General features: G+C 51.5%; 15 protein-coding genes. All 15 read right to left on the reverse strand.

Features of this window, described 5'->3' with window-relative positions; genetic code table 11:
* Positions 1 to 25 precede the first annotated feature (25 nt).
* The 15 genes from RAC89_RS04015 to RAC89_RS04085 all read right to left on the reverse strand — a co-directional run bounded on the left by RAC89_RS04015 (position 26) and on the right by RAC89_RS04085 (position 19,469).
* Positions 26 to 583: an NUDIX hydrolase gene (locus RAC89_RS04015; RefSeq protein WP_306611947.1), complete on the reverse strand. Its 558-nt coding sequence runs from the start codon at positions 581 to 583 to the stop codon at positions 26 to 28.
* A gap of 124 nt (positions 584 to 707) precedes the next feature.
* Complete coding sequence (locus tag RAC89_RS04020) at positions 708 to 2,306, reverse strand: response regulator (RefSeq protein WP_306616036.1); 1,599 nt, start codon at positions 2,304 to 2,306, stop codon at positions 708 to 710.
* Positions 2,284 to 4,083 (reverse strand): cache domain-containing sensor histidine kinase, encoded by a 1,800-nt coding sequence (locus RAC89_RS04025; RefSeq protein WP_306611949.1) that lies wholly within the window; start codon positions 4,081 to 4,083, stop codon positions 2,284 to 2,286. The genes RAC89_RS04020 and RAC89_RS04025 overlap by 23 nt, the downstream gene beginning before the upstream one ends.
* Before the next feature lie 100 nt (positions 4,084 to 4,183).
* The gene (locus RAC89_RS04030; protein ID WP_306611950.1) at positions 4,184 to 5,617 is read right to left on the reverse strand and encodes a glycosyl hydrolase family 28 protein; all 1,434 of its coding nucleotides are present in this window, start codon (positions 5,615 to 5,617) and stop codon (positions 4,184 to 4,186) included.
* A gap of 83 nt (positions 5,618 to 5,700) precedes the next feature.
* Positions 5,701 to 6,531, reverse strand: coding sequence for a carbohydrate ABC transporter permease (locus RAC89_RS04035; RefSeq protein ID WP_306611951.1), 831 nt, complete (start codon positions 6,529 to 6,531; stop codon positions 5,701 to 5,703).
* Between the two features lies 1 nt (position 6,532).
* On the reverse strand, positions 6,533 to 7,465 hold the full coding sequence (locus tag RAC89_RS04040; RefSeq protein ID WP_306611953.1) for a carbohydrate ABC transporter permease: 933 nt from the start codon (positions 7,463 to 7,465) through the stop codon (positions 6,533 to 6,535).
* Positions 7,466 to 7,547: 82 nt separating this feature from the next.
* Positions 7,548 to 8,885: an ABC transporter substrate-binding protein gene (locus RAC89_RS04045; protein WP_306611955.1), complete on the reverse strand. Its 1,338-nt coding sequence runs from the start codon at positions 8,883 to 8,885 to the stop codon at positions 7,548 to 7,550.
* Between the two features lie 241 nt (positions 8,886 to 9,126).
* On the reverse strand, positions 9,127 to 9,909 hold the full coding sequence (locus RAC89_RS04050) for an alpha/beta fold hydrolase (protein ID WP_306616037.1): 783 nt from the start codon (positions 9,907 to 9,909) through the stop codon (positions 9,127 to 9,129).
* A gap of 86 nt (positions 9,910 to 9,995) precedes the next feature.
* The gene (locus tag RAC89_RS04055; protein ID WP_306611957.1) at positions 9,996 to 12,005 is read right to left on the reverse strand and encodes a heparinase II/III domain-containing protein; all 2,010 of its coding nucleotides are present in this window, start codon (positions 12,003 to 12,005) and stop codon (positions 9,996 to 9,998) included.
* 25 nt (positions 12,006 to 12,030) lie between these two features.
* Entirely contained in the window at positions 12,031 to 12,918 is an 888-nt protein-coding gene (locus RAC89_RS04060; RefSeq protein ID WP_306611958.1) for a carbohydrate ABC transporter permease, read from the reverse strand.
* A 10-nt stretch (positions 12,919 to 12,928) separates the two neighbouring features.
* Positions 12,929 to 13,828 (reverse strand): carbohydrate ABC transporter permease, encoded by a 900-nt coding sequence (locus RAC89_RS04065; RefSeq protein WP_306611959.1) that lies wholly within the window; start codon positions 13,826 to 13,828, stop codon positions 12,929 to 12,931.
* Positions 13,829 to 13,902: 74 nt separating this feature from the next.
* Positions 13,903 to 15,273 (reverse strand): ABC transporter substrate-binding protein, encoded by a 1,371-nt coding sequence (locus tag RAC89_RS04070; protein WP_306611960.1) that lies wholly within the window; start codon positions 15,271 to 15,273, stop codon positions 13,903 to 13,905.
* Positions 15,274 to 15,420: 147 nt separating this feature from the next.
* Positions 15,421 to 17,046, reverse strand: a complete 1,626-nt coding sequence (locus tag RAC89_RS04075) for a response regulator (protein WP_306611961.1) — start codon at positions 17,044 to 17,046, stop codon at positions 15,421 to 15,423.
* Positions 17,030 to 18,841, reverse strand: coding sequence for a cache domain-containing sensor histidine kinase (locus tag RAC89_RS04080; protein ID WP_306611963.1), 1,812 nt, complete (start codon positions 18,839 to 18,841; stop codon positions 17,030 to 17,032). The genes RAC89_RS04075 and RAC89_RS04080 overlap by 17 nt, the downstream gene beginning before the upstream one ends.
* 196 nt (positions 18,842 to 19,037) lie before the next feature.
* Positions 19,038 to 19,469, reverse strand: a complete 432-nt coding sequence (locus tag RAC89_RS04085) for a GreA/GreB family elongation factor (RefSeq protein ID WP_306611965.1) — start codon at positions 19,467 to 19,469, stop codon at positions 19,038 to 19,040.
* Positions 19,470 to 19,548: the final 79 nt, after the last annotated feature.

Here is a 19,548-nt window from a genome sequence, read left to right on the forward strand (position 1 = left end):
GGTACCGGCTGTTATTCATATGACCTTATTTACGGAAAAGTCCGTATCCGTTCAGAGGCACAACAGGCTCCATGTCCTCGGATAAGCCCCCGTTCCCTTCACTCATCGCTACATCCACTAGCCAGCGGGTAAAAGAAGCGACCTGCATCGAAGCCATCTCTTCCAAGCTGAAAAAGCCGGCGGCATCCACCTCTACGCCGTCTGCCCGAGGCTCACCGCCGATATATTTCATCTCGAACGCCAAATACACATTATGTACGTTTCTCGGCTGATCTCTGACGGCGACAATGCGCTGCACCTCAGCCTCGATACCGGCCTCCTCAAGCACCTCCCGACGGATGGTGTCGTGTATCAGCTCATGCTGCTCGATATATCCTCCGGGATTGGTCCAGTTGCCCTTGCCCGGCTCCTGTGCCCTCCGTACGAGAAGCATCTTTCCGTCCCGCACGACGAGCGCCCCGACTCCAACGCTGTAGTTGCCCCAATGGACGAAGCTGCACCGGGTGCAGGCTCTTCTAGACGTTCCGTCTACGTCTCGCGTCTCCATAGGGGATCCGCACGACATGCAATAATTTACTTCCATGTGTTGTGCCACCCTCTGCCTATGATAATTGTCACATTACTAGATTAAGATACCACAAAAAGTTCAGAGGGTAACTAAAAAATAAAGAAAGAAGCCCCCCGAATAACAGGCGCCCCTTTCCAGATCAATGCTTTTGATTTTTATATTCCTGCGGAAGCTTGCCGAAATGCTTTTTAAACATATCGCTGAACTGTCTGGCATTGTTATAACCTACCTGCTCCGCGATTTCGTATACCATCAGATCGGTTTGAAGGAGCAGCTTGACCGCCTGCTTCATTCGAACCTCCGTCACGTACTGCTTAAAGTTTTGCTGGGTGTGCTTCTTGAAGAAGCCGCTGAAGTAATACGGATTCATATAAACCATGGACGCGATGCTTTCCAGCGTAATAATCTCATGGTAATGACGTTCAATATACTCCTTCACCATGCTCATCTGCTGAGCATCCTTCCCCATTCCGGCGGATTGCAGCTGCCTGAGCATACCCGTAATCTCCTGCCGCATATATTGCTGAAGCTCCTCATACTGCCGGAAACGATGCATCGCCGGGAGCTGCTCCTTACGGAGCCCGTTGTACGCAATCCCGACCTCCGTTAGCTCCTCCGCCAGCTCCGTCAACAAAGTATAACAAGCCGTCACCGCCGCTTCCTTACTCCCCTGAGACAACTGTGCAATGCGGGAAAAGGCCGTGTCCAGAATGCCGGGCAAAGCATCTTCCTCTTTCGCCAGGAGTGCTTGCAGGATCATCTGTCTTAATTCCGTCAAAGTGCTTGAACCCGACTCTTCGGCATCCGCCGGCCGCTGGCGGTCAAGAGCCTTCCATTCCAAAGCCATGCCTCTTCCGATAAAATAGCTAAGTCTAAGCGCATCCAAAGCGGAGGTATAGGAGCCCTTCAGCTCTTGCAGTGTCTTTGCCGGGCGGCCCACTCCTACCGTGATTTTTATTTTCAGGAAAAAGAATACCTTCTCGACCATCTCCTCCCCCAAGGCCAGCATGTCTCTGCTCTCACTGTGGTTTGAAATGACGCACAGAAGCTCCCCTTTGCGCAGCACAAGCCCCTCTCCATACCGCCCGGCCAATTCGTCCGTCAGATTGGAAACGGCGAAAAGCACCAGCCGCTTCTCATGCTCCCCCCAAGAGCCTATCCCTTCATCAAGCGGCTCCAGCATGATGGTCATAACGGAAAAGCATGGCTGCGGAAACGAGATTTCCAGCTGCACCAGCTGCCGCTGCGCGTCTTCCGCGCGAATGTCGCCTTCCGTTAACCGGTCGAACAGCTCCTCGAGCTGCGTCTTCTTGTCCTTCTGCTCATAGGCGGCCAGCTTGACCATAGAGGTTTGTTCATCGGTTTCCTCTTTGAGCAGAGACACCGCCTTCTGCACCGCGGCGTGAAGCAGACCCTTCTCTACCGGCTTCACCAAATAATCGACTGCCCCGAAGGCAAGCGCGTCCTTCGCATAGGAAAATTCCTGGTATGCACTGATAAAGATCACCTTCGTCCGCAGCCCTCTCCGATCGATTTCCTTAATCACATCGACTCCCGTCCCGTCCGGCATGCTGATGTCGGTGATTACGAGCTCCGGCTCCTCCCGCTCGATCAGCTCCAAAAGGCCCTTGCCCGTCCAGGCTTCCCCGACAATGCGGATGCCCAGCTCCTGCCAAGCAATAAGCTTCCTTAATCCGCGTATAATAATCGGCTCATCATCGGCCAGAATGGCCCTCATCACGGGCGCCCACCTCCTTCGCCAAGGGTATGACCAGCCTTACCGAGGTTCCGATATGCTGAGTGCTGTTGATTTGAAGTCCGTAATCCGGGCCGTATAAAGCTGCGAAACGGTCATGCACGTTTTTCAAACCGATGCCGCTACCGGATTCGCCGGGCTGTTCCCCTCTTAGCTTGGCCCTCACTCGCTCGAGAGTGTCCGCGGACATGCCTACCCCGTCGTCGTCAACGGTGATGCAGATATGCCCCTCAGACCCTCTTTCCGCGGTAATGCGAACCGTGCCCTTGCCGGATTTGCGCATGATCCCGTGATAGATGGCATTTTCGACAAGCGGCTGGACGGACAGCTTGGGGATGGGCATACTCAGCAGCTCCGTTTCGAAGCGGAACTCCATAGCCAACCGATGCTCCCCGTAACGAAACTCCATAAGCTTGAAATACTGTTCGATGTTCATCTTCTCTTCGGAAAGCGGAACCGTCTCCTGGCCGTAATCCAACACGTACTTCAGCTGATGCGACAGCGACAGGATCATATCCCCGACCTCGTGATCGTCGTTGGCCACAGCACTCATTCGGATCACCTCAAGTGTATTGTACAAATAATGGGGCCGGATTTGACTTTTCAGCGCGTTAAGCTCCGCCTGCTTCTGCTTGATTTGAGCCACATAAACCTCATCGATGTAGCTTTGCAGCCGGACTACCATTTTGTTGAAGCCTCTCGCCAGCAAGCCGACCTCATCCGCTGATTGCACTGTCACCTGGGTATTGAAGTTACCGGACTCGATTTTGGACATTTGTCTCGTGATGCTTCGGATCGGTCCGGAAAGCCGATTGGAGAAAAGCACGGCCACCAGCACTAGCGAGAGGATGCAGGCGCCGATGATAAGGAACAGCGTCCTCATAATCTGATCGATCCGGTCGAACATTTCTTCTTTATAGAAATCGCCTCGAACCGTCCAGCCTACGTCCTCCACACCTTGCACCATCTGAATATATCCCTCTGTTTGAGCCGGGGGCTGATACGGCTGTCCGATGAGCCTATGCTGATTGCTATAAATGATCGTCCCCTTCGAATCAAGTACATAGATAACATCCTTCGGGCCAAGCATCATCTGTTGAAAAATCTCCTCAAAGGCGCCCATGCTCACATCCATAAAAAAGGTGCCAACCAAGGGCCCCTGGAGCCCGCTTGAGCCAAGCACATCCGTAAGGTTGCGGGCAAAGGTCATAACCAGGTCGTCGGACCGAAGGTAATAGGCTTCCTTATGGGTTGGATAAAACGCCAGCGACTGACGATCCACCAGCTGTTCCTTCCAGCTCTCCGGCGGAAAAGCGAAGCTGAAATCATAGGATTTGTTCTCCTTGCTTAGATGCTGCAGCCTGCCGTCCACCATCAGAAAAAAAACATTTTGCAAATACCGGTCCGTGTACAGCATCGTTCTCAAGAAGTCATCGATGGTGTTTGTCAGCTGATAATCCCTCTGGGCGCTTTGAACGGCAATGGCCTGCCCCAGCTGGCTGAACCTTCCGTCCACTCCGTAGGAATACATCAATTTGGTTATATTATTATACTTGGTGTACATATCGCGAATATTTTTGCCGGAAAATAACATCATTTGCTCATAGTTATTCACCAGATTCCGCTCGATATACGAGCTAAAGGTGTTTAACGAGATATAACTGATCAATAACAACGGAACGAGACCGACGATAATAAAGGATAACGTAAACTTGGCAAATATGCTTTTGCGAATACCGGTGAAGGCAGCCATGTTCATTCCCGCCCCGTTCCTTTCCTTGGCAATGAAAACGTTAATTTACCTTATCATATCAGGTTTGCGCCGGGAAGCCTATGGATGACCTTGCCTGCCGGAACTCTCAATTGAAGGTTACATTGTCCGCGAACGCATTGATATCGAAGTGCTCCAGCGGATCCAGGACCCTCTTTCCATTGATGCAGAGGTTGACAAACTCCACTCCGCTCACCCGACGCTCCGGATCGTATCCGTAAATCCGGTTCTTATGGCTGCATTTGCCCGAATAAGAAATGTCGCGGAACGTGATATTCTCTATACGCTGCCCGGGCACCGGGTTATAATCCTTGTTCAGAACGACACGGATATCAACAAGCTGTCCAAGCTCGAAGTCCTCTACGCGGATGTTCTCATAGCTTACATTCCGTACGATATTGTTGTCACCCGCATTGATCGACATCGCTCCCCAGTAATTCGGCTGAGGCTCATGATGCTCCAAAATATCAAGATTGCGGAAACGGATGTCTTCAATCACATCTCCGCCACGAGCGTGATCCCCGTGGGTCCCGATATTGAGCGGATGGGCAACGTCAGCCCACAGAATCGAATTGGTAACCGTCACATCGCGGGTATCGCCTTTATAATCCCACCGCGAGCCGTAGATCGCAATACAGTCATCCGAGGTTCGTAGAAACACGTCATCGATCGTAATGTGCTTGCTGGCCATCATATCGATCCCATCGGACCATCCGCGTGTGCTGAACGACTTGAAATTGCTGATGCGGACATGCTCCGATTTCCCGATGTAAATACTGTAATGGGGCGGATCAAGCGTTATGATCCCTTCCACCGTAATATTCCGGGAGAACACAATCCGCACTCCGCGAAAGGCCGAGAAGCGGTGAAAGTCGGACAAATACAGCATCCCTCTGCCTCGGATGACAACATCCTCCGCATGATCGCAGACCAGGGAACCGGCGACGACGGCTCCTCCCGCGATATATATCGTCTTACCGGTAGGAATTCGGAGGATCGTTTCCTCCAGATAATGCATCCCCGGAGAAAAATAAATTACCTTTGGCGGCCGGCCCCCCGGCTTTACCGGCTCAGCCGCGAGCCGGTAAATATCCTCCGTCCGGTGGATGGCCGGCTTCAGCACCAGCACGCCCTCGTCCTCCGGGCTCGGCGCGTCCGTCTCCAACGGATTCGCGAACAGGTGCAGATTGGAGAAGCGGTCCCCGTTCACTTCAAGCGACAGCTTGCAGGGCTTATTCAGCACGAAGCTTAGGCTATTTCCTTCTTCCGTGAATCGGATGCCTGCGGATAACGGACGAATGATTGCGTTTTGAACGAAAGCCCTGTCACCCGCAACCTTCACCTCCACTTCTCCCTCCATGTCAAAATACACCATGGAAGCTTGGCGAACCTGATGCATATCCACCTTCACCTCGTAGACGAACAGCTCCTTCCACGGCTCGCCCGGTATTCTGGCCCAAACCCGATAATCATCCCGGCCTGCCGCTCCCTTCGGAGCCTCGTATATCCGCAGCGTACCCATGCTTTTCCTCCCTTATTAGCTTCATAGTTGAATTCAACAAAGTAAAACCGCTACGGCTGATGAACCTGTAGCGGTTATGCGGGTTACCCCTTCGTCGCGCCGGCGGCAATGCCTTTGACGAAATATTTTTGCAAGAAGATGAAAGCAATCAGGACCGGTATGATCGAGATGACCGTACCGGCGAACACCATATCCCACTGAGAGGCCAGCTCGCCGACGAATTTGAAGATTTCCACAATCATCGTCTTAGCCTTATTCGAAGGAAGAATCAGACTAGGCATGAGGAAGTCATTCCAAATCCCAAGTCCTTGCAGCACCACCATGCTTGCGGTACATGGCCCGAGCAGAGGAAATACGATCTGCCAGAAGGTGCGTACTCCGGAGCAGCCGTCAATCGCTGCGGCTTCTTCAATTTCAATCGGAATCCCCTTGATGAAGCTGGTGTAAAGCAGAACGCCCATGCCGACCGATCCCGAAATGTAAATCAGAATCGGAGCCGTTAACGTCCCGTACAGACCGAATGCTTTCATTTGCTTAAACAAAGGAATCATGTACACCTGAAACGGAATCATCATCCCGGCCAAATAATAAACGTAGATGGCGTTTGTCCATTTCTTGCCCGTACGCTCAATCGCGTAGGCGGCCATCGGAATAAGCAGAACCATAAGTAGAATAGAGGTTACCGTTAGAATGGCGCTGTTCGCCATCGCTGCCGGAAAACGGGTTTTGGTCCAGAGATAGATGAAGCTGTCCACGTAGAAGCTGCTTGGAAAAGCAACGGCATCCCTCAAGATTTCACCGTTGGTCTTAAAGGCCGAAATAATACTGAAGTAAATGGGAAAGCAGAACAGGACAGCAATAACAAAGGTGACCGCAAACATGCCGATCTCGATCCATTTATTCGACTTGTGCATATTACATCTGCACCTCCCGTTTGCGAAGCAATTTCACTTGGATGAGAGAGACGATCAGAATCAGGAGGAAGAGAACAAGGGAAAGCGCCGTGCCGTAGCCCTGTCTTAGCTCTCCGAAGCCGACTTTATAAACGATGTAGGTCATGGTTTCCGTTGCGAAGCCCGGACCGCCATCGGTCATTACCGCAATTTGGTCAAAGATTTTGAGTGCGCCGATCATCGACAGCATGACGCTGACGGTCATGGCGCCGGCCAGCAATGGAAACGTGATATGACGGAATTGCTGCCACCGGTTGGCACCGTCGATAGCGGCCGCTTCATTTAATTCCGCCGGTATTCCTTGCAGCCCGGCCAAATAAATAATCATATAATAACCGGAGCCCTTCCAAACGGTTGTTATAATAATAGCCAGCATCGCGTAATCCGGATTACCCAGCCAATCGATTTTGAATACGCCGAGACCGATTCGTTCCAGAAGCTGAGAAATGACCCCAAAGTTGTAATTAAAGATAATGGCCCAGACAAAGCCCATAACGATCCCGCTCAGCAAAACGGGGAAATAAAAAATACTGCGGAACAAATTTTTGAACCACCGCACCTGGTCTACCAGCATGGCCAGCACAATCGCTACGATATTCTCCAGAAGTACAAGTGATACGGACATAATCAATGTATTCTTTAACGCATTGTGCACCCGCTCGCTGTTCCACATCTCGATAAAGTTATCAAACCCGATGTATTTGATCTGCGGGCTGACCCCATCCCATGAGGTAAAGCTTAAGTTCACACTGTTCAAGGTCGGATAGATGACGAACAACGTATACAAAATAAAGGAAGGAAGAATAAAAAGGACTGAAAAGGATAACCAAGGTTTTTTCTTCTTCGTCGCAGCCTTTGCTTCAGCATAGCCGTTCATTGCATTGATACTCTCCATGAATTTTTCTCCTCCCGGGCACATTAAGGAGGAGACCCCTGCATGAGTCAGAGCAGAGGTCCATCCTTGACTACATTTCTATTTATTTAGCGGCTGCGTTGGCTTTCACATTGGCATCCCATTCCGCATCCATTTTCTTCAAATACGCGTCACTGAAGTCGCCCTTCGCCAGCCATTCCTGGATCAGCTTGTAGTACCAGTTGCGCCATTGCGGAGGCATTGTATTTTCGCCCCAGAAGCTGTTGATTTGAAGCGATTTGACGGTCTTCGGATTGCCCATTACATCGAGAACAGCCTTCATTTGAGGCGTCGCGTCGTAAGTTACCGCTTCCTTCGTGGTAGGAATCCCGTTGACCGCCTTCAAGTATTTGGAATACTGATCCTTCGAGAAGAAGAACTTCACGAATTCCGTAATTGCAGCCTTCTTGTCTGCATCTTGGCTGGCTTTCGTCGAAAGCGCCCAGCCTTGCTGGCTATTCAGACCATTCACTACGATTCTGCCCTTCCGGTCCGGAACCGGATACCAGCCGAATTCAAATTTCGGATCCGCTTGGGCGATCTGTCCGAACATCCACGGCCCGGAGAACAGCTGCGCCGCTTTGCCGGTTACGAGCATGGAAGCCGTTTGGTTATCCGCTGTGCTGAGGTACCCCTTGTCTACATAGCCTTTAGCGAACAGCTCGTTTAAGCTCTCCATCGCCTTCTTCGGACCTGCGTCCGTAAAGCTCACTTGACCTTTAGTCCGTTTGGAATTCCAGTTCGGATCGTCCGCAAACACTTCGTCCATCAGGAATTTATTGACCCAGAAGCCCCAGTGGAAGATGTCCTTGCCTCCGAAGGTAATCGGTGTCATCCCTTTGGCCTTCAGCTTCTCCTGGATGGTCAGAAACTCATCATACGTCTTGGGCAGCTCCGTAACACCCGCGTCGGAATACGCCTTTTTGCTATAAATAATTCCTTGCGGCGCCGTGCCGGCAAGCGGTGCCGTATAGTTTTTGCCGTTCACCTTCGGCGCATCCGAGAAGAGTCCTACAAGCTCGGCCGGAAGCTCTGCCAGCTTGCCGGCATCAGCGAACAGCTGCGTATCGCGCATCTCCACCAAATCCGGGAATTCATTCACCGCATCCTTTGTCTTCAGCCAATCGAGGTAGGCCTGCGAACCACCTTCGCTCAGATCCGTGATCTTGATATGCGGGTTTGCCTTGGAGAACGCTGCAATCGAGTCTGCCAGCGCTTGCTTGCTGGCCGGATCGCCCGTTGCGTAACCGATGGTGAAGGAGACCTGCTTTTTCTGAGCAGCCCCGCCGGTACCTGCATTGTCAGCCGGAGCGGAACCCGAATTGCTGCCTCCGCATGCCGTTAGCACAAGAGACATGGCCATGGCACTTGCCAACATCGTAGATAGCTTCTTTGTTTTCATCTGACGTAACCCTCCCTTTATCATCCAAGGAACTAGTCCGGAAGAATCAGCACCGTATGCCCATGCCGTTTCTTCTTTGTGTACTAAGACTAACATACCCCCAAAAACAAGAGAATACGGTTTTTTAAGCTTGATGTGCAGTCTTTTAAGAAGTTCATTCGACAACGATGGAAAATGCGAATAGGCCGTAAGGAATGCCCTTACGACCTGTTAGGCTATCATCTGCCGCAATAGAATACGGCTAGCCTATAAACTGTATCAATAACCGGTTAAACCTATCCCGCTCCTCCCAGAAGGGACCATGTCCGCTGTAGTGGAACGGAACCAGCTGCGAATTCCTCACTTTTCGCTGGACATCCTGGGCCTGCGCAAAAGGAATGACTTTATCGTGAATCCCGTGAACGATTAAGGTGGGAACTCTGATATACGGAAGATCCGATTCAAGGCTCTCGTCCCTCAGCATCGTGATGATCGCCGCCGTCGACCAGCCCGCCGCCTGCAGCCCCATTCGGATAAACCAATCGGAGAACGGGGCGGTAATATATTGAAAGAAAAAGGTTTCGGTCACCGTCCTCATCATCTTGGGCCGGTCGTTTAAAGCTTCCGTAAGCAGCTGACGGGCCGTTTCAGGGGTAAATCCTGTTGGAGCCGCGGCGTCTATCAGCACCAGCTTCGATACTCCGTAACCGCCATACCGCGACATATACCGGATTGCAATGCCGCCGCCCGTCGAATGCCCCGCAAGGGTGAAGTCATTCAATTGCAGCGCGGCGACTACCGCCCTAACATCGTCTGCCAGACGGTCGTAGGTGTAGCCGTGCATCGGCTTGTCGGAGTTCCCGAAGCCTCTCCAGTCAATGCCGATACACCGATATCCCTTAGCGGGAAGTATATCGAACTGATACTCGAACTGCTTATGGCTTAAAGGCCAGCCGTGCAGAAACACAATGGTCTTGCTGCCCTTCGGGTTGACATCCTCCACATATAGATTAACCCCGGACTCTACCGAAACATAGTATCCCACGACGATTCCCCCATGAATAATAAAATACCATCCACCCATAGGATACTCGCCCAGGTCGGGATTGGTGAATGCCGGGAACCGCGCCCTCATGTTTCGATATAGTCTACCCATGCCTTTTCCGGATTCCAGCTTACGGTATAGCGGTGTGAGCTTCCCCCGATCGTAAGCTTCACTTTTGCTTCGTTTGCTTGAAGCTCCGTCACTTCAAGCTCCCCGCCTACGTCTCCCCTGTCATAGGCAAAGGCTTGTAAGAACATTACACTGCCTTCCGCGCGCACCCTCTGAAACAAAGAGGTACGGCTCGCGCTTGGAGGGTTGTTGGGCGTAAGCGCGCTGAACACCTCGGACGGCTGCGAACACCAGAATACTTGTGTCATCCGTCCTTTGCCCATGGAATAGCGAAGCTCGGGCTTGCTGCCCGAAGTAAGTCTCCGCTTGTCTTGAAGCCATGCTTGATCCAAATTCATCAGATAGACCTCTTTAGGCTCGGGAACATGAACAAGAACCGCGTCCAGCATATGATCCTTTGCCAGCATGATGATCCGGCGCACTTGAACTCCTTGATACAGGTCGGTATCCCAAGGACAAAGCTCCGGTGGAAGCAGGATGCTGCCCTTCATCCGATAGTCGTCTCCCAGCCAATCCACGGCCGTTTCCGCCCATACGCCCCAGGACGTTTCCACTAGCTGCACGAGGTGCCCATCGCGAGGCGGCTGATCGGCTCCGCCGATACTGATCGTATTGTGCGAGAAGGTGTGCTTAAACCAGCCGTAATGAGCAGGCACGCCGTAAGAGGTGGTCCCCGGGTCCGTCAGCAAGGGGACTTCATGACACATTGCGGAGAAACCCAATCTATCCATATGGTCATGCTCCCCTCCGAAGGTGCTGTGCCTGAGGATGACCTGCCAGCCGTGCTCATTCACCAGCTTGGTCACTCCGCTTGCAGGGAAGCAGCGTACAGCATAGGCAGCTTCCGAGAGAATACGCTGATTCCCTGATAAGGGGCGAAGCTCCGTTCCGTACAGCAGGGCATAAACGGAATCTCTGCGGACCGGACGATGCCCATGAATGCCGGGATCCGCCCATGCAGTGCCGTAGGCCGTATGGAGCAGCGCGCGATACCTTTCGTCCCCATACCGATCCAGGGCAATTTCATAATAGGGAGCGTACGTGCCGATGTCATGGCCTAGTCCCGCATCATTCCAGGTCGGCATTCGTCCGTCGGGTCCGATGAAGGGTATGGGATAATCCAGCATACGTTTCATGGCAGGGTGCGTCCACAGCTCCCATGGCGTCCCTTCCGCCAGCAATGCATAATGAAGCAAGGCGGAAAATGCATAAAAGTGATATTGGACATTTCCTTCATACCAGAGTCCATCTTCAAGCAAGCCGCGGGAGAGCTGATCCAGAAGACCGTATTCGCCGTTCAGTCCCGAACGCAGAAGCTCGTCATCCTTGAGCACTAGTCCAATGGCTGCGATGGCCGAAGTGATGAGCACCGCATGATTGTGGATTTGCTTTTCTTTATGAAGGATGAGAAACCGGGCGCACGATTGGAAAAGACCGCTGCCGATCCGCTCCCGTTCTTCCCGCGGCAAGTGCGCCTGAATAAGATCGAACCCAACCGCCAAATCGAGAATCCAATGAGCTTCATCCAGCGTCTGCGCATACAGCTTACCCGGCCCGTTATAAGGAATATCCCCATGGATCGGATAGCCGGCATAATGCCCCGCATAGGATAGCAAAAAGTCTCTTGCCGTGCGGAAGCTCTCCTCCTTCTCCTCCAGTGCAAACAAGAGCCCGTTGGAATAAACCGCACGGCCGATCAGGTTGTTCGCAATCGAGGTCCAAGCGGAGTTATAGGGCTCGCCTGCTTGAAGCTTGCCGCACTCGGGACAGCGGTGCGCATCGGGCTCCCGCCAGTCGAACTCAAGTCTGCTGCCGTCAGCATGGCAGTGATAATAATGCGTCCACTGTCCGAATTCCTCTGCCCCGATCCGGTAGGGGATCCTCGCTCCTTCGTCCGCTTCCTTCCGAAGCGCGCTGACTGCCTCGGCATAATCCGGCAAGGCGGCATTGGATCTCAGCCGTTCCACTCTTCTGTTATCCATAACGGTTCCCTTATCCCTTCAGCGAGCCTGCAGTCATTTGCATAAACGATTTATTCGCAAACACATATACGATCAGCAGCGGCAAAATCGATAAGCACGCGCCGGCCAGCATATAGTGTGTTTGGAGAGCCGCCGATGAACCATATCTAAGGTAGGATAGTCCGACCGTCAACGTTTGAAGCTTCGGGTTCGTTAAGGTGAACACAAGCGGCCGCAAATATTCGTTCCAGGCGCCGCAGAAGGTAAACAGCGCACCCACACCAAGCCCCGGACGCAGCAGCGGCAGAATGATTTTCCAGAAAATGCCGAAGTCCGAACAGCCGTCGATCCGAGCCGCTTCATCCAATTCCTTCGAAATGCCGGTAAGAAAGCTCAACAGAATAAAAAAGATATACGCGTGACCGCTGATCAGGATTAGGACAACGCCCCATAAGCTTGTATGCAGATTCAGCTTTATCATGAGCTCATATTGAGGGCGGATGACGACGGCCCCTATTGAGATGAACATCGTGGAGGCTTGGATGGCAATGAACAAGGCCTTCCCCGGAAACGTCATCCGGTTAACAACGTAAGCGGCCATGGACGCCACGATTAACGTGCCCGCCGTTGTTGTCGTGCTCAGGAACAGGCTGTTCCAGGAAAACCGGGCGAAGTTTGCCTGAACCCATGCCTCCGCATAATTTTCCACATGCCAGGAGGAAGGAAACATTTTGCCGCCAACAGTTAGTTCGGCATTGGACATAAACGATCCGAGAATAGTAACGAGTATGGGAAAAACGATCAATAATGCCGTGATCAGCAAAAAGCTCCAAAGCAGCAGCCTGCCTCCCGCACTGCCTAAAGAAAAGGTCCGGACGGCCGGTAGAGAGGCTCTACTTCCATATGCTTCTGTCTTCATAGCGTCCTCCTTATTGAAGTTGATTTAACCGGCGGGACATGAGGTGATAAGCCAGTGTGATGATACCTACAATGACCGCTGTCGTAAAGCCTACCGCACTGCCGTAGCCAAACTGCTGCTCCGTAATCGAACCGGAGGAAGGGGTTGGGAAGAACAGCTTATACACATACAGATACATCACCTCGGTCTTCCCTACGGGTCCGCCCTCCGTCAACACCATGATGCTTTCATAGCCCTTCAGCGAATTGATGATGGCAAGCATGATGACGATTTGCAGCACCGGACCCAGCATGGGGAGCGTCAGGTACCAGAACTGCTGCCCTTTGGACGCTCCGTCCAGAGACGCGCTTTCGTACACATCGTTCGGTATATTCTGAAGACCGGCTAGAAACAGGAGCATGTAGTTGCCGACGGCACCCCACACGGCAATCAAAATCGTAGTCAGCATGGCATGCTTAGGCCCAAGCCAGTCAATTCGTTCGGAAATGATATGAAGCTTCAGCAAGTATTGATTTAAGATGCCGTTGTAAGAGTTAAAAATAATAAAGAACACGACAGCCATGACGGCAGAGCTAATAATCGTCGGCATAAAATATACGGCTCGCAGCAGATTGCGGCCCTTCAGCTTGCCGTTGAGGATCACGGCAAGCACTAAACATAACGGAAGCGTAATCACCAGCTTGCCGCCTGCATAGATGAACGTGTTGACCACCGATTCCCAGTACTGCGTATCGGCGAGAAGCCGCCGAAAATTATCCAAGCCGGTAAAGGTCGGATCTCCGAAGCCTCTATATTCGTAAAACATGAAGCGAATCGCCCATAGGATCGGATATACTCCGAATACCAGGGTCAGCAGCAAGCTTGGCGCTATAAACGCATACGAAAAACCAATGCGACTTGCCTTATCCATACGTATTCCCCCTGCCGGTTCTGTCTTAAGAAAACGAGAGTGGAGGGTAAGCTCCACTCTCTGCTCAGCTGCGCTTATTTCGATACCAGCTTCATCGGATCAAAGCTTGGATTCGGCTTCGCTTGAACGCTGCCCTTGGCAATCGCCTTATCCAGCGCCTCATTGTATCGCTTATTCAGATCGGCGATAATCTCGTCCAGGTTCCCGCCGCTGATCATGTATTTAAAGAAGGCGTCGGTATTCTTTATTCCTTCTACGGTTACCGGAGGGTTCAGCGGCCATGTGCCGTCCATACCGTTAGGCAGGAAGCCCTCAATGCCTTTGATATCCGGTTTCTTGGCTGCGGAAGAGATCGACGGAACCATCGACAAGCCGAATCCGTTCTCATGATACGTCTTCAACACATCGTCGTTGTACATATGCTGCATGAATTTCCATGCCAGGTCGGGATTTTTGGTCGTGCTGCTGATCGACAGCCATTGTCCTCCAAGGAAGGATGTGGCGCCCTTCACCGTACCGTCGATCGTAGGGACCGGAGCTGCCGCCCAATCGATCTTGGCAGGGAATTGGCTCTTATATACGCCGGGCTCGGAGGAGAAGGAAATGTACATGCCGATTTTTCCTTCCGCAAACTGGGCGCGAAGCGGATCGATATCGAGCGACTCCATTCCCGGCAGTGTGCTTCCGTCGTCTACCATCTGCTTGAAGGCCTGAATAATTTCTTTAAATCCTGTGAAGTCATATCTTGCCGTTTTGAAATCATACCCCAGCCCGCCTATGCCGCTGGCTTCTGCGATTACTCTGGCCGAACGATTCAATGCACTCTCCGGGCTCTTGAAATTTTGGGCGAAGCCATAGGAGCCGTTAGCCTTGCCCACCGCTGTAATTTTTTTGGCATAGTCGACCATTTCCTTGAGTGTTTTCGGCGGTGCGGTCAAGCCCGCTTTGGCGAACAGATCTTTGTTATACACAAGTCTTAAAGTGGAGCCGTAGTTAGGGAGACTATACAGCTTCCCGTCAAGCCGGTTGAAATCGTCGATGACCGGGAATTTTTTCTTCATGTCCTCGGTTACATAAGTATCGATCGGCTTCAGATAGCCCTTTTGCACGAAAGGCTGAATCGTGTTCTCCTTCACCCGAATAATGTCGGGTGCTTGTCCCGAGGCGAACGCCAGGTCGATAGCCTGATTGAAATCCTCTGTTTTCACGACCATTTCCACTTCAATGCTGTCTTGATTCGATTCATTGAATTTTTGAACGACACCCTTGATATAATCCATATCATGACGGTCATTTGTCCAGTAGACCAGCTTCTTCTTCTCCTTCGAGACTGTGCCTCCGGCTTGCTCTCCCGGCTTTCCCGCCGGCGGTGTTGTGCTGCTGCAGGCTGCCAAGCTTACTGCCAGCAGGCTGCTTACGGTGACGAATCCCATTTTTCTGATCATGTGTTGCCCTCCCTTTTGTATGTCTAAGCACCTTGCCGCTTATATCCTTACTATAAAAGATCGGCTTCGTTCCGCAAATGCGGCAGCCTCGCGTTCAGGGGCAGCTTTTTCTACTTTCTTTGCGCCGCTAGAGAAAAAAACAAGTCCTCAAGGCTGAGAGGACTTGCCCAAGGACGCTTCTTTAAACTCCGTCGGGGTTTGCCCGACCTGCTTCTTGAAAACTTCACTGAAATATCGCCGGTGTTCGTAGCCTAATTGCTGAGCGATTTCCTGGACCTGATAATCCTCGATGAGCATCGATTTGGCGCGTTCCATTTTGGCTTGGGTAACGAATTGCTGGAACGGTGTACCCATCACCTTCTTGAATAAGTTCGAATAATAACCCCAGCTCAAATTGACCTGCTTCGCGCAATGCTCCAAGGTCAGATCAAGATGAAGATGATTCTGAATATACTCCACAGAGCGGTAAATGATTTTCTGCGACTCGCTGGTCCGTTCCTGCATAATGATGCGGCAGCCGATGTCGCACAGCTGGAGAAACCAATCCCGGTATTCCTGCAGCGCCGTACGTTCCTCTTGCTTCACTTGATGCAGCTTCTGTTCGAAGTCCTCGACCTGAGACCGCGGGAACTTCTCGAGAAGGATGCTCATCATCCGCAGCGCTAGCCCCTGCAGAAGCCCTTCGACAACAATAGGCTCGAAGAAGACAACCGCCTTCCCCATCTCATCAAATACTTCGGTCGCCCACTCCATGCATCTCTCCCGGTTCCCCGACCGGAAGGCGAACAAAAACTCGCTCGCGCTTTCTTCCGTATACACCCATCTGGCCTGCTCGTCATGAGTGCTTTCCTTATAGCTGAAGGCACCGTTCCCTCCGGTGTAAAAGTGGTAGGATAACGCGCTTAAGGATTGCTGATAGCTTCGCGGAAGGTCCCGCACGGTTTCAATCAAGGAACCGATACCGATGGATATCGTGAATTTCGTATACGCTGCAATATTCCTGCAGCAGCTTTCGGCTATCGTCACCGCCATCTCTTCCGTAGGAGCTTGGATCATGCAGATATAACGGTTGAACGCCTCTCTGAATATGACGGCCTGGGTATAAGCATGTATCGTTTCTTCTACAATGTTCTGCAGAGAAAAGCGAATCAGCTCCAGACCCTTCACCGAGGATTCACCCTGCTTACGGGTAAACTGATCAATCTGAATCGTCATGACGACATAGGGAGGCGCGATGCTTTCCATATCCAGAAAGCCCCACCACGACTGCAGCTCCTTCTCCTCGGTTTGGTGGTGCACCAATAGCGATAAGTACTCCTGCCGCAGCGCCGGCATGCTTTCCTTGATTTTCCGCTCAAGCTCAAGCACATGCGAACGATTCAGCTGCTCGGTCTCCCAAACCTCTTTCGCCTTCTTCACGACATTCACAATTTGATCGACGGAGAAAGGCTTCTTAATATAATCGACGGCCCCGTACTGAATGGCCTTTTGGGCGTATTCAAAATCGGTATAGGCGCTCAAAATAATAATTTTGCTGTTCGGGAGCATGTCGAGAATTTGGCGGGTCATCTCGAGTCCGTCCATTTTCGGCATCCGAATGTCGGTGAGGATGATATCCGGCTGCGTTTCGCGGATCAGCTTCAACGCCTCTTCCCCGTTCAAGGCGCTGCCCGCGACTTCGATCCCGTGATCGGACCAAGGAATTTTGTTTCTAATCATATCGACGACACTTCGGATATCATCCACAATGAAAAGCTTAAGCGGTCGGATCATACGTATTTTCTCCTCCTGTAAAGCGTGGCAGCCATAGCTCGATACGAGCTCCCTTCGTCTCTGTGCGGCTAATCTCCATGCGCTGCTGCTCTCCATAATACAGCTGAAGACGATGGTATATGTTGCGAAGGGCATACCCTTTATTAGCGGTAGTCGGGGCAGCCATTTCCTGAAGCAGCTGCTCCGGCTCCAATCCCTGTCCGTTATCCTCCACCAAGATGTGAAGCCAGGCTTCGCTGGCACGTACCTGCAGCAAAATTTCACCGCCGGAGGACCGGTCTTGGAATCCGTGCAGAATGCTGTTCTCAATCAGCGGTTGAATCATAATCTTGGGAACGAGACAATCCATAACTTCCTGTTCCGCTTCCATCCGGCATACGAACAGCTCCTCATAGGACCTATGCTGGATCGCCAAATATTGCCGGACATGCTCCAGCTCTTCCCGAATCGTAATCATGTCCCTGCCGCCGCTAAGGCTGAGCTGGAACATCTGAGATAGAGCCAATATCATCTCGTTGACGTCCTCGTTCTCTCCCAGCACCGATTTGCAATAAATCGTATTCAGCGTATTGTAGAAAAAATGCGGATCCATCTGTGCGGACAACGCTTTGATTTCGGCTTTGCGCTTGTCCCGCTCACGATTCTTCACATCCTCAATCAGCTGCTTCAGTTCATCCAGCATCCGGTTAAAGCGAAAGCCTACTTGCGAAACCTCGTCTGTGTAGGCGCTCTCAAAGCGCACCTCCAAATCGTTCTCTTCGACCCGCTTCATCAGCCTTTGAAGACGAAATAACGGCTTCAGCAGCAGCTGTGTCAAGCGGTTTGAGATGAAGAGCGACAGAACAACAAAGCCGATAATGACATAGGTCGTGGCCTTCTTGATACCATTGAGCCTAGCAAGCAGCTCTTCCTTGGATTGTATGCCGACGATCATCCAATCCTCTTTCACATCGAGCCTGGCGTAATTCACAAGGTAATCCTTATTTTCGTTGCTGTAGAAAAACGAACCCGTCATGTGTTCCGTGAATTGCCGGACAAATTCCGGCTGCCCGATCCAGGAGCCCGGCCCCGCCAGACCCTTCGAGCTAATCTCACTGCCTTCCGCATCGATAAACAAATAGGATGTATTCGTCTGCGATAAATTTTGCATAAAAAGCTCCAGCAGGTCCTCCTCTTTCACGTTCACAACGACAAAAACCCCGGTTGCTTTGTCTCCTAAATCATTGACCCCCTCTACAACGAGCGAGATGACTCGCTTTTTATCCGTAAAGAAGGGATCAATATGACCTTTGCTCCAAAACCCCCGTTTTTGCTGCTGGAACTGCAGATACATATCGGATCGGTAGAAGGAATAATCCGCACTACGAACACTTGAGGTAGGATAGTAGTCTCCGTGGGGTGTAGCAATCAGAATACTGTCAATCATCATGTCGTTAAATTTGACCTGTGAGAAAACGGGCTGCAGCGAAGTCAGCGATTGATAATACTTCGTGGTATCTCCATTTTGTACATCGGTCAGTACCTTCTTGAATGCATCGCTAAACATTAATGCCCTTACGGCAATGCCGATATTTTTCAGCCTTTCGTTAACGATTTTGGCGGATTGGTTCACGGTATCTTGACTCGACTGAAAGGCATTCCGTTGAATTTCCTTGGCCGCAATCAAGTAGGCTATACTTCCCGTGGACAACAGCCCGCCTATGATCAGAATAACGAAAGCAAACCAGATTCTATGTCTTAGTGAAATCGAATAGATCCATTGTACAAGGAAGGACCACCCTCTGCGCTGCTTCATAAGATAACTCCAGCACCTCTCGTGAAAGTCTGTACAGGTTCAACCCCGCTGAGGGTCTTCCTTGTATTATAAGGTAGAACGGCTATGGGGAACATGGGGAATGAATGTGCTTGTGGGCAACTTTTTACTGCTGACGACTCGGTTCGCATGAAAAACGGGGAGAAGCTGCCGCCGCAGCCTCTCCCCGCTATGGGTTCTATTCAAATTTGACTTCCACGATTTGAAGAGGATACTCAGCCGCGGAGGTTTGAATCGTGACGGTCTCCCCTTCGGCCTTAGACAGCAGCTGGTTGCCGAGCGGCGAGAAGAATGACACCTTATTATCGTCCGGATCGACGTCCGAAGGGAGTACGACCTTGAACACCTCATGGGATCCGTCATCATGACGAACGGTGACGCTGCTCCCGATGAGAGCTATTTGATTCAGAATTTGAGTAAGCGAAGCGTCGTCCAGCTGAAGGAACCGCTCCAACAGTTGAACGTACTGTTCAACGCTTTTATCCATCAATGTCTTTTCCCTATTGTAGACAGGGTAGTAGGAAGCAAGAAACATCGGCATTTGCTCGTCAAAAAAGATGAGCTGCTTCGTAAGCTTCTCCCGCAGCTCACACGCGCTGCTACGGTTCATAGTAGATTTCACCCCAAATAAGAAAACACCAGCTTCGAGACACTTGCCCCATATACAAAACCTCCATTTTCTATAAAAT

This window comes from Paenibacillus sp. GD4, from assembly GCF_030846225.1.
GTDB lineage: Bacteria > Bacillota > Bacilli > Paenibacillales > NBRC-103111 > Paenibacillus_G > Paenibacillus_G silviterrae.

What these genes read in the sequence shown, in the direction of transcription:
- RAC89_RS04065 (WP_306611959.1), bottom strand. Translation starts at nt 13,828, where the DNA reads ATGGATAAGGCAAGTCGCATTGGTTTTTCGTATGCGTTTATAGCGCCA.
- RAC89_RS04015 (WP_306611947.1), bottom strand. Translation starts at nt 583, where the DNA reads ATGGAAGTAAATTATTGCATGTCGTGCGGATCCCCTATGGAGACGCGA.
- RAC89_RS04085 (WP_306611965.1), bottom strand. Translation starts at nt 19,469, where the DNA reads ATGAACCGTAGCAGCGCGTGTGAGCTGCGGGAGAAGCTTACGAAGCAG.
- RAC89_RS04020 (WP_306616036.1), bottom strand. Translation starts at nt 2,306, where the DNA reads ATGAGGGCCATTCTGGCCGATGATGAGCCGATTATTATACGCGGATTA.
- RAC89_RS04070 (WP_306611960.1), bottom strand. Translation starts at nt 15,273, where the DNA reads ATGATCAGAAAAATGGGATTCGTCACCGTAAGCAGCCTGCTGGCAGTA.
- RAC89_RS04060 (WP_306611958.1), bottom strand. Translation starts at nt 12,918, where the DNA reads ATGAAGACAGAAGCATATGGAAGTAGAGCCTCTCTACCGGCCGTCCGG.
- RAC89_RS04045 (WP_306611955.1), bottom strand. Translation starts at nt 8,885, where the DNA reads ATGAAAACAAAGAAGCTATCTACGATGTTGGCAAGTGCCATGGCCATG.
- RAC89_RS04030 (WP_306611950.1), bottom strand. Translation starts at nt 5,617, where the DNA reads ATGGGTACGCTGCGGATATACGAGGCTCCGAAGGGAGCGGCAGGCCGG.
- RAC89_RS04025 (WP_306611949.1), bottom strand. Translation starts at nt 4,083, where the DNA reads ATGAACATGGCTGCCTTCACCGGTATTCGCAAAAGCATATTTGCCAAG.
- RAC89_RS04080 (WP_306611963.1), bottom strand. Translation starts at nt 18,841, where the DNA reads ATGAAGCAGCGCAGAGGGTGGTCCTTCCTTGTACAATGGATCTATTCG.
- RAC89_RS04035 (WP_306611951.1), bottom strand. Translation starts at nt 6,531, where the DNA reads ATGCACAAGTCGAATAAATGGATCGAGATCGGCATGTTTGCGGTCACC.
- RAC89_RS04075 (WP_306611961.1), bottom strand. Translation starts at nt 17,046, where the DNA reads ATGATCCGACCGCTTAAGCTTTTCATTGTGGATGATATCCGAAGTGTC.
- RAC89_RS04040 (WP_306611953.1), bottom strand. Translation starts at nt 7,465, where the DNA reads ATGGAGAGTATCAATGCAATGAACGGCTATGCTGAAGCAAAGGCTGCG.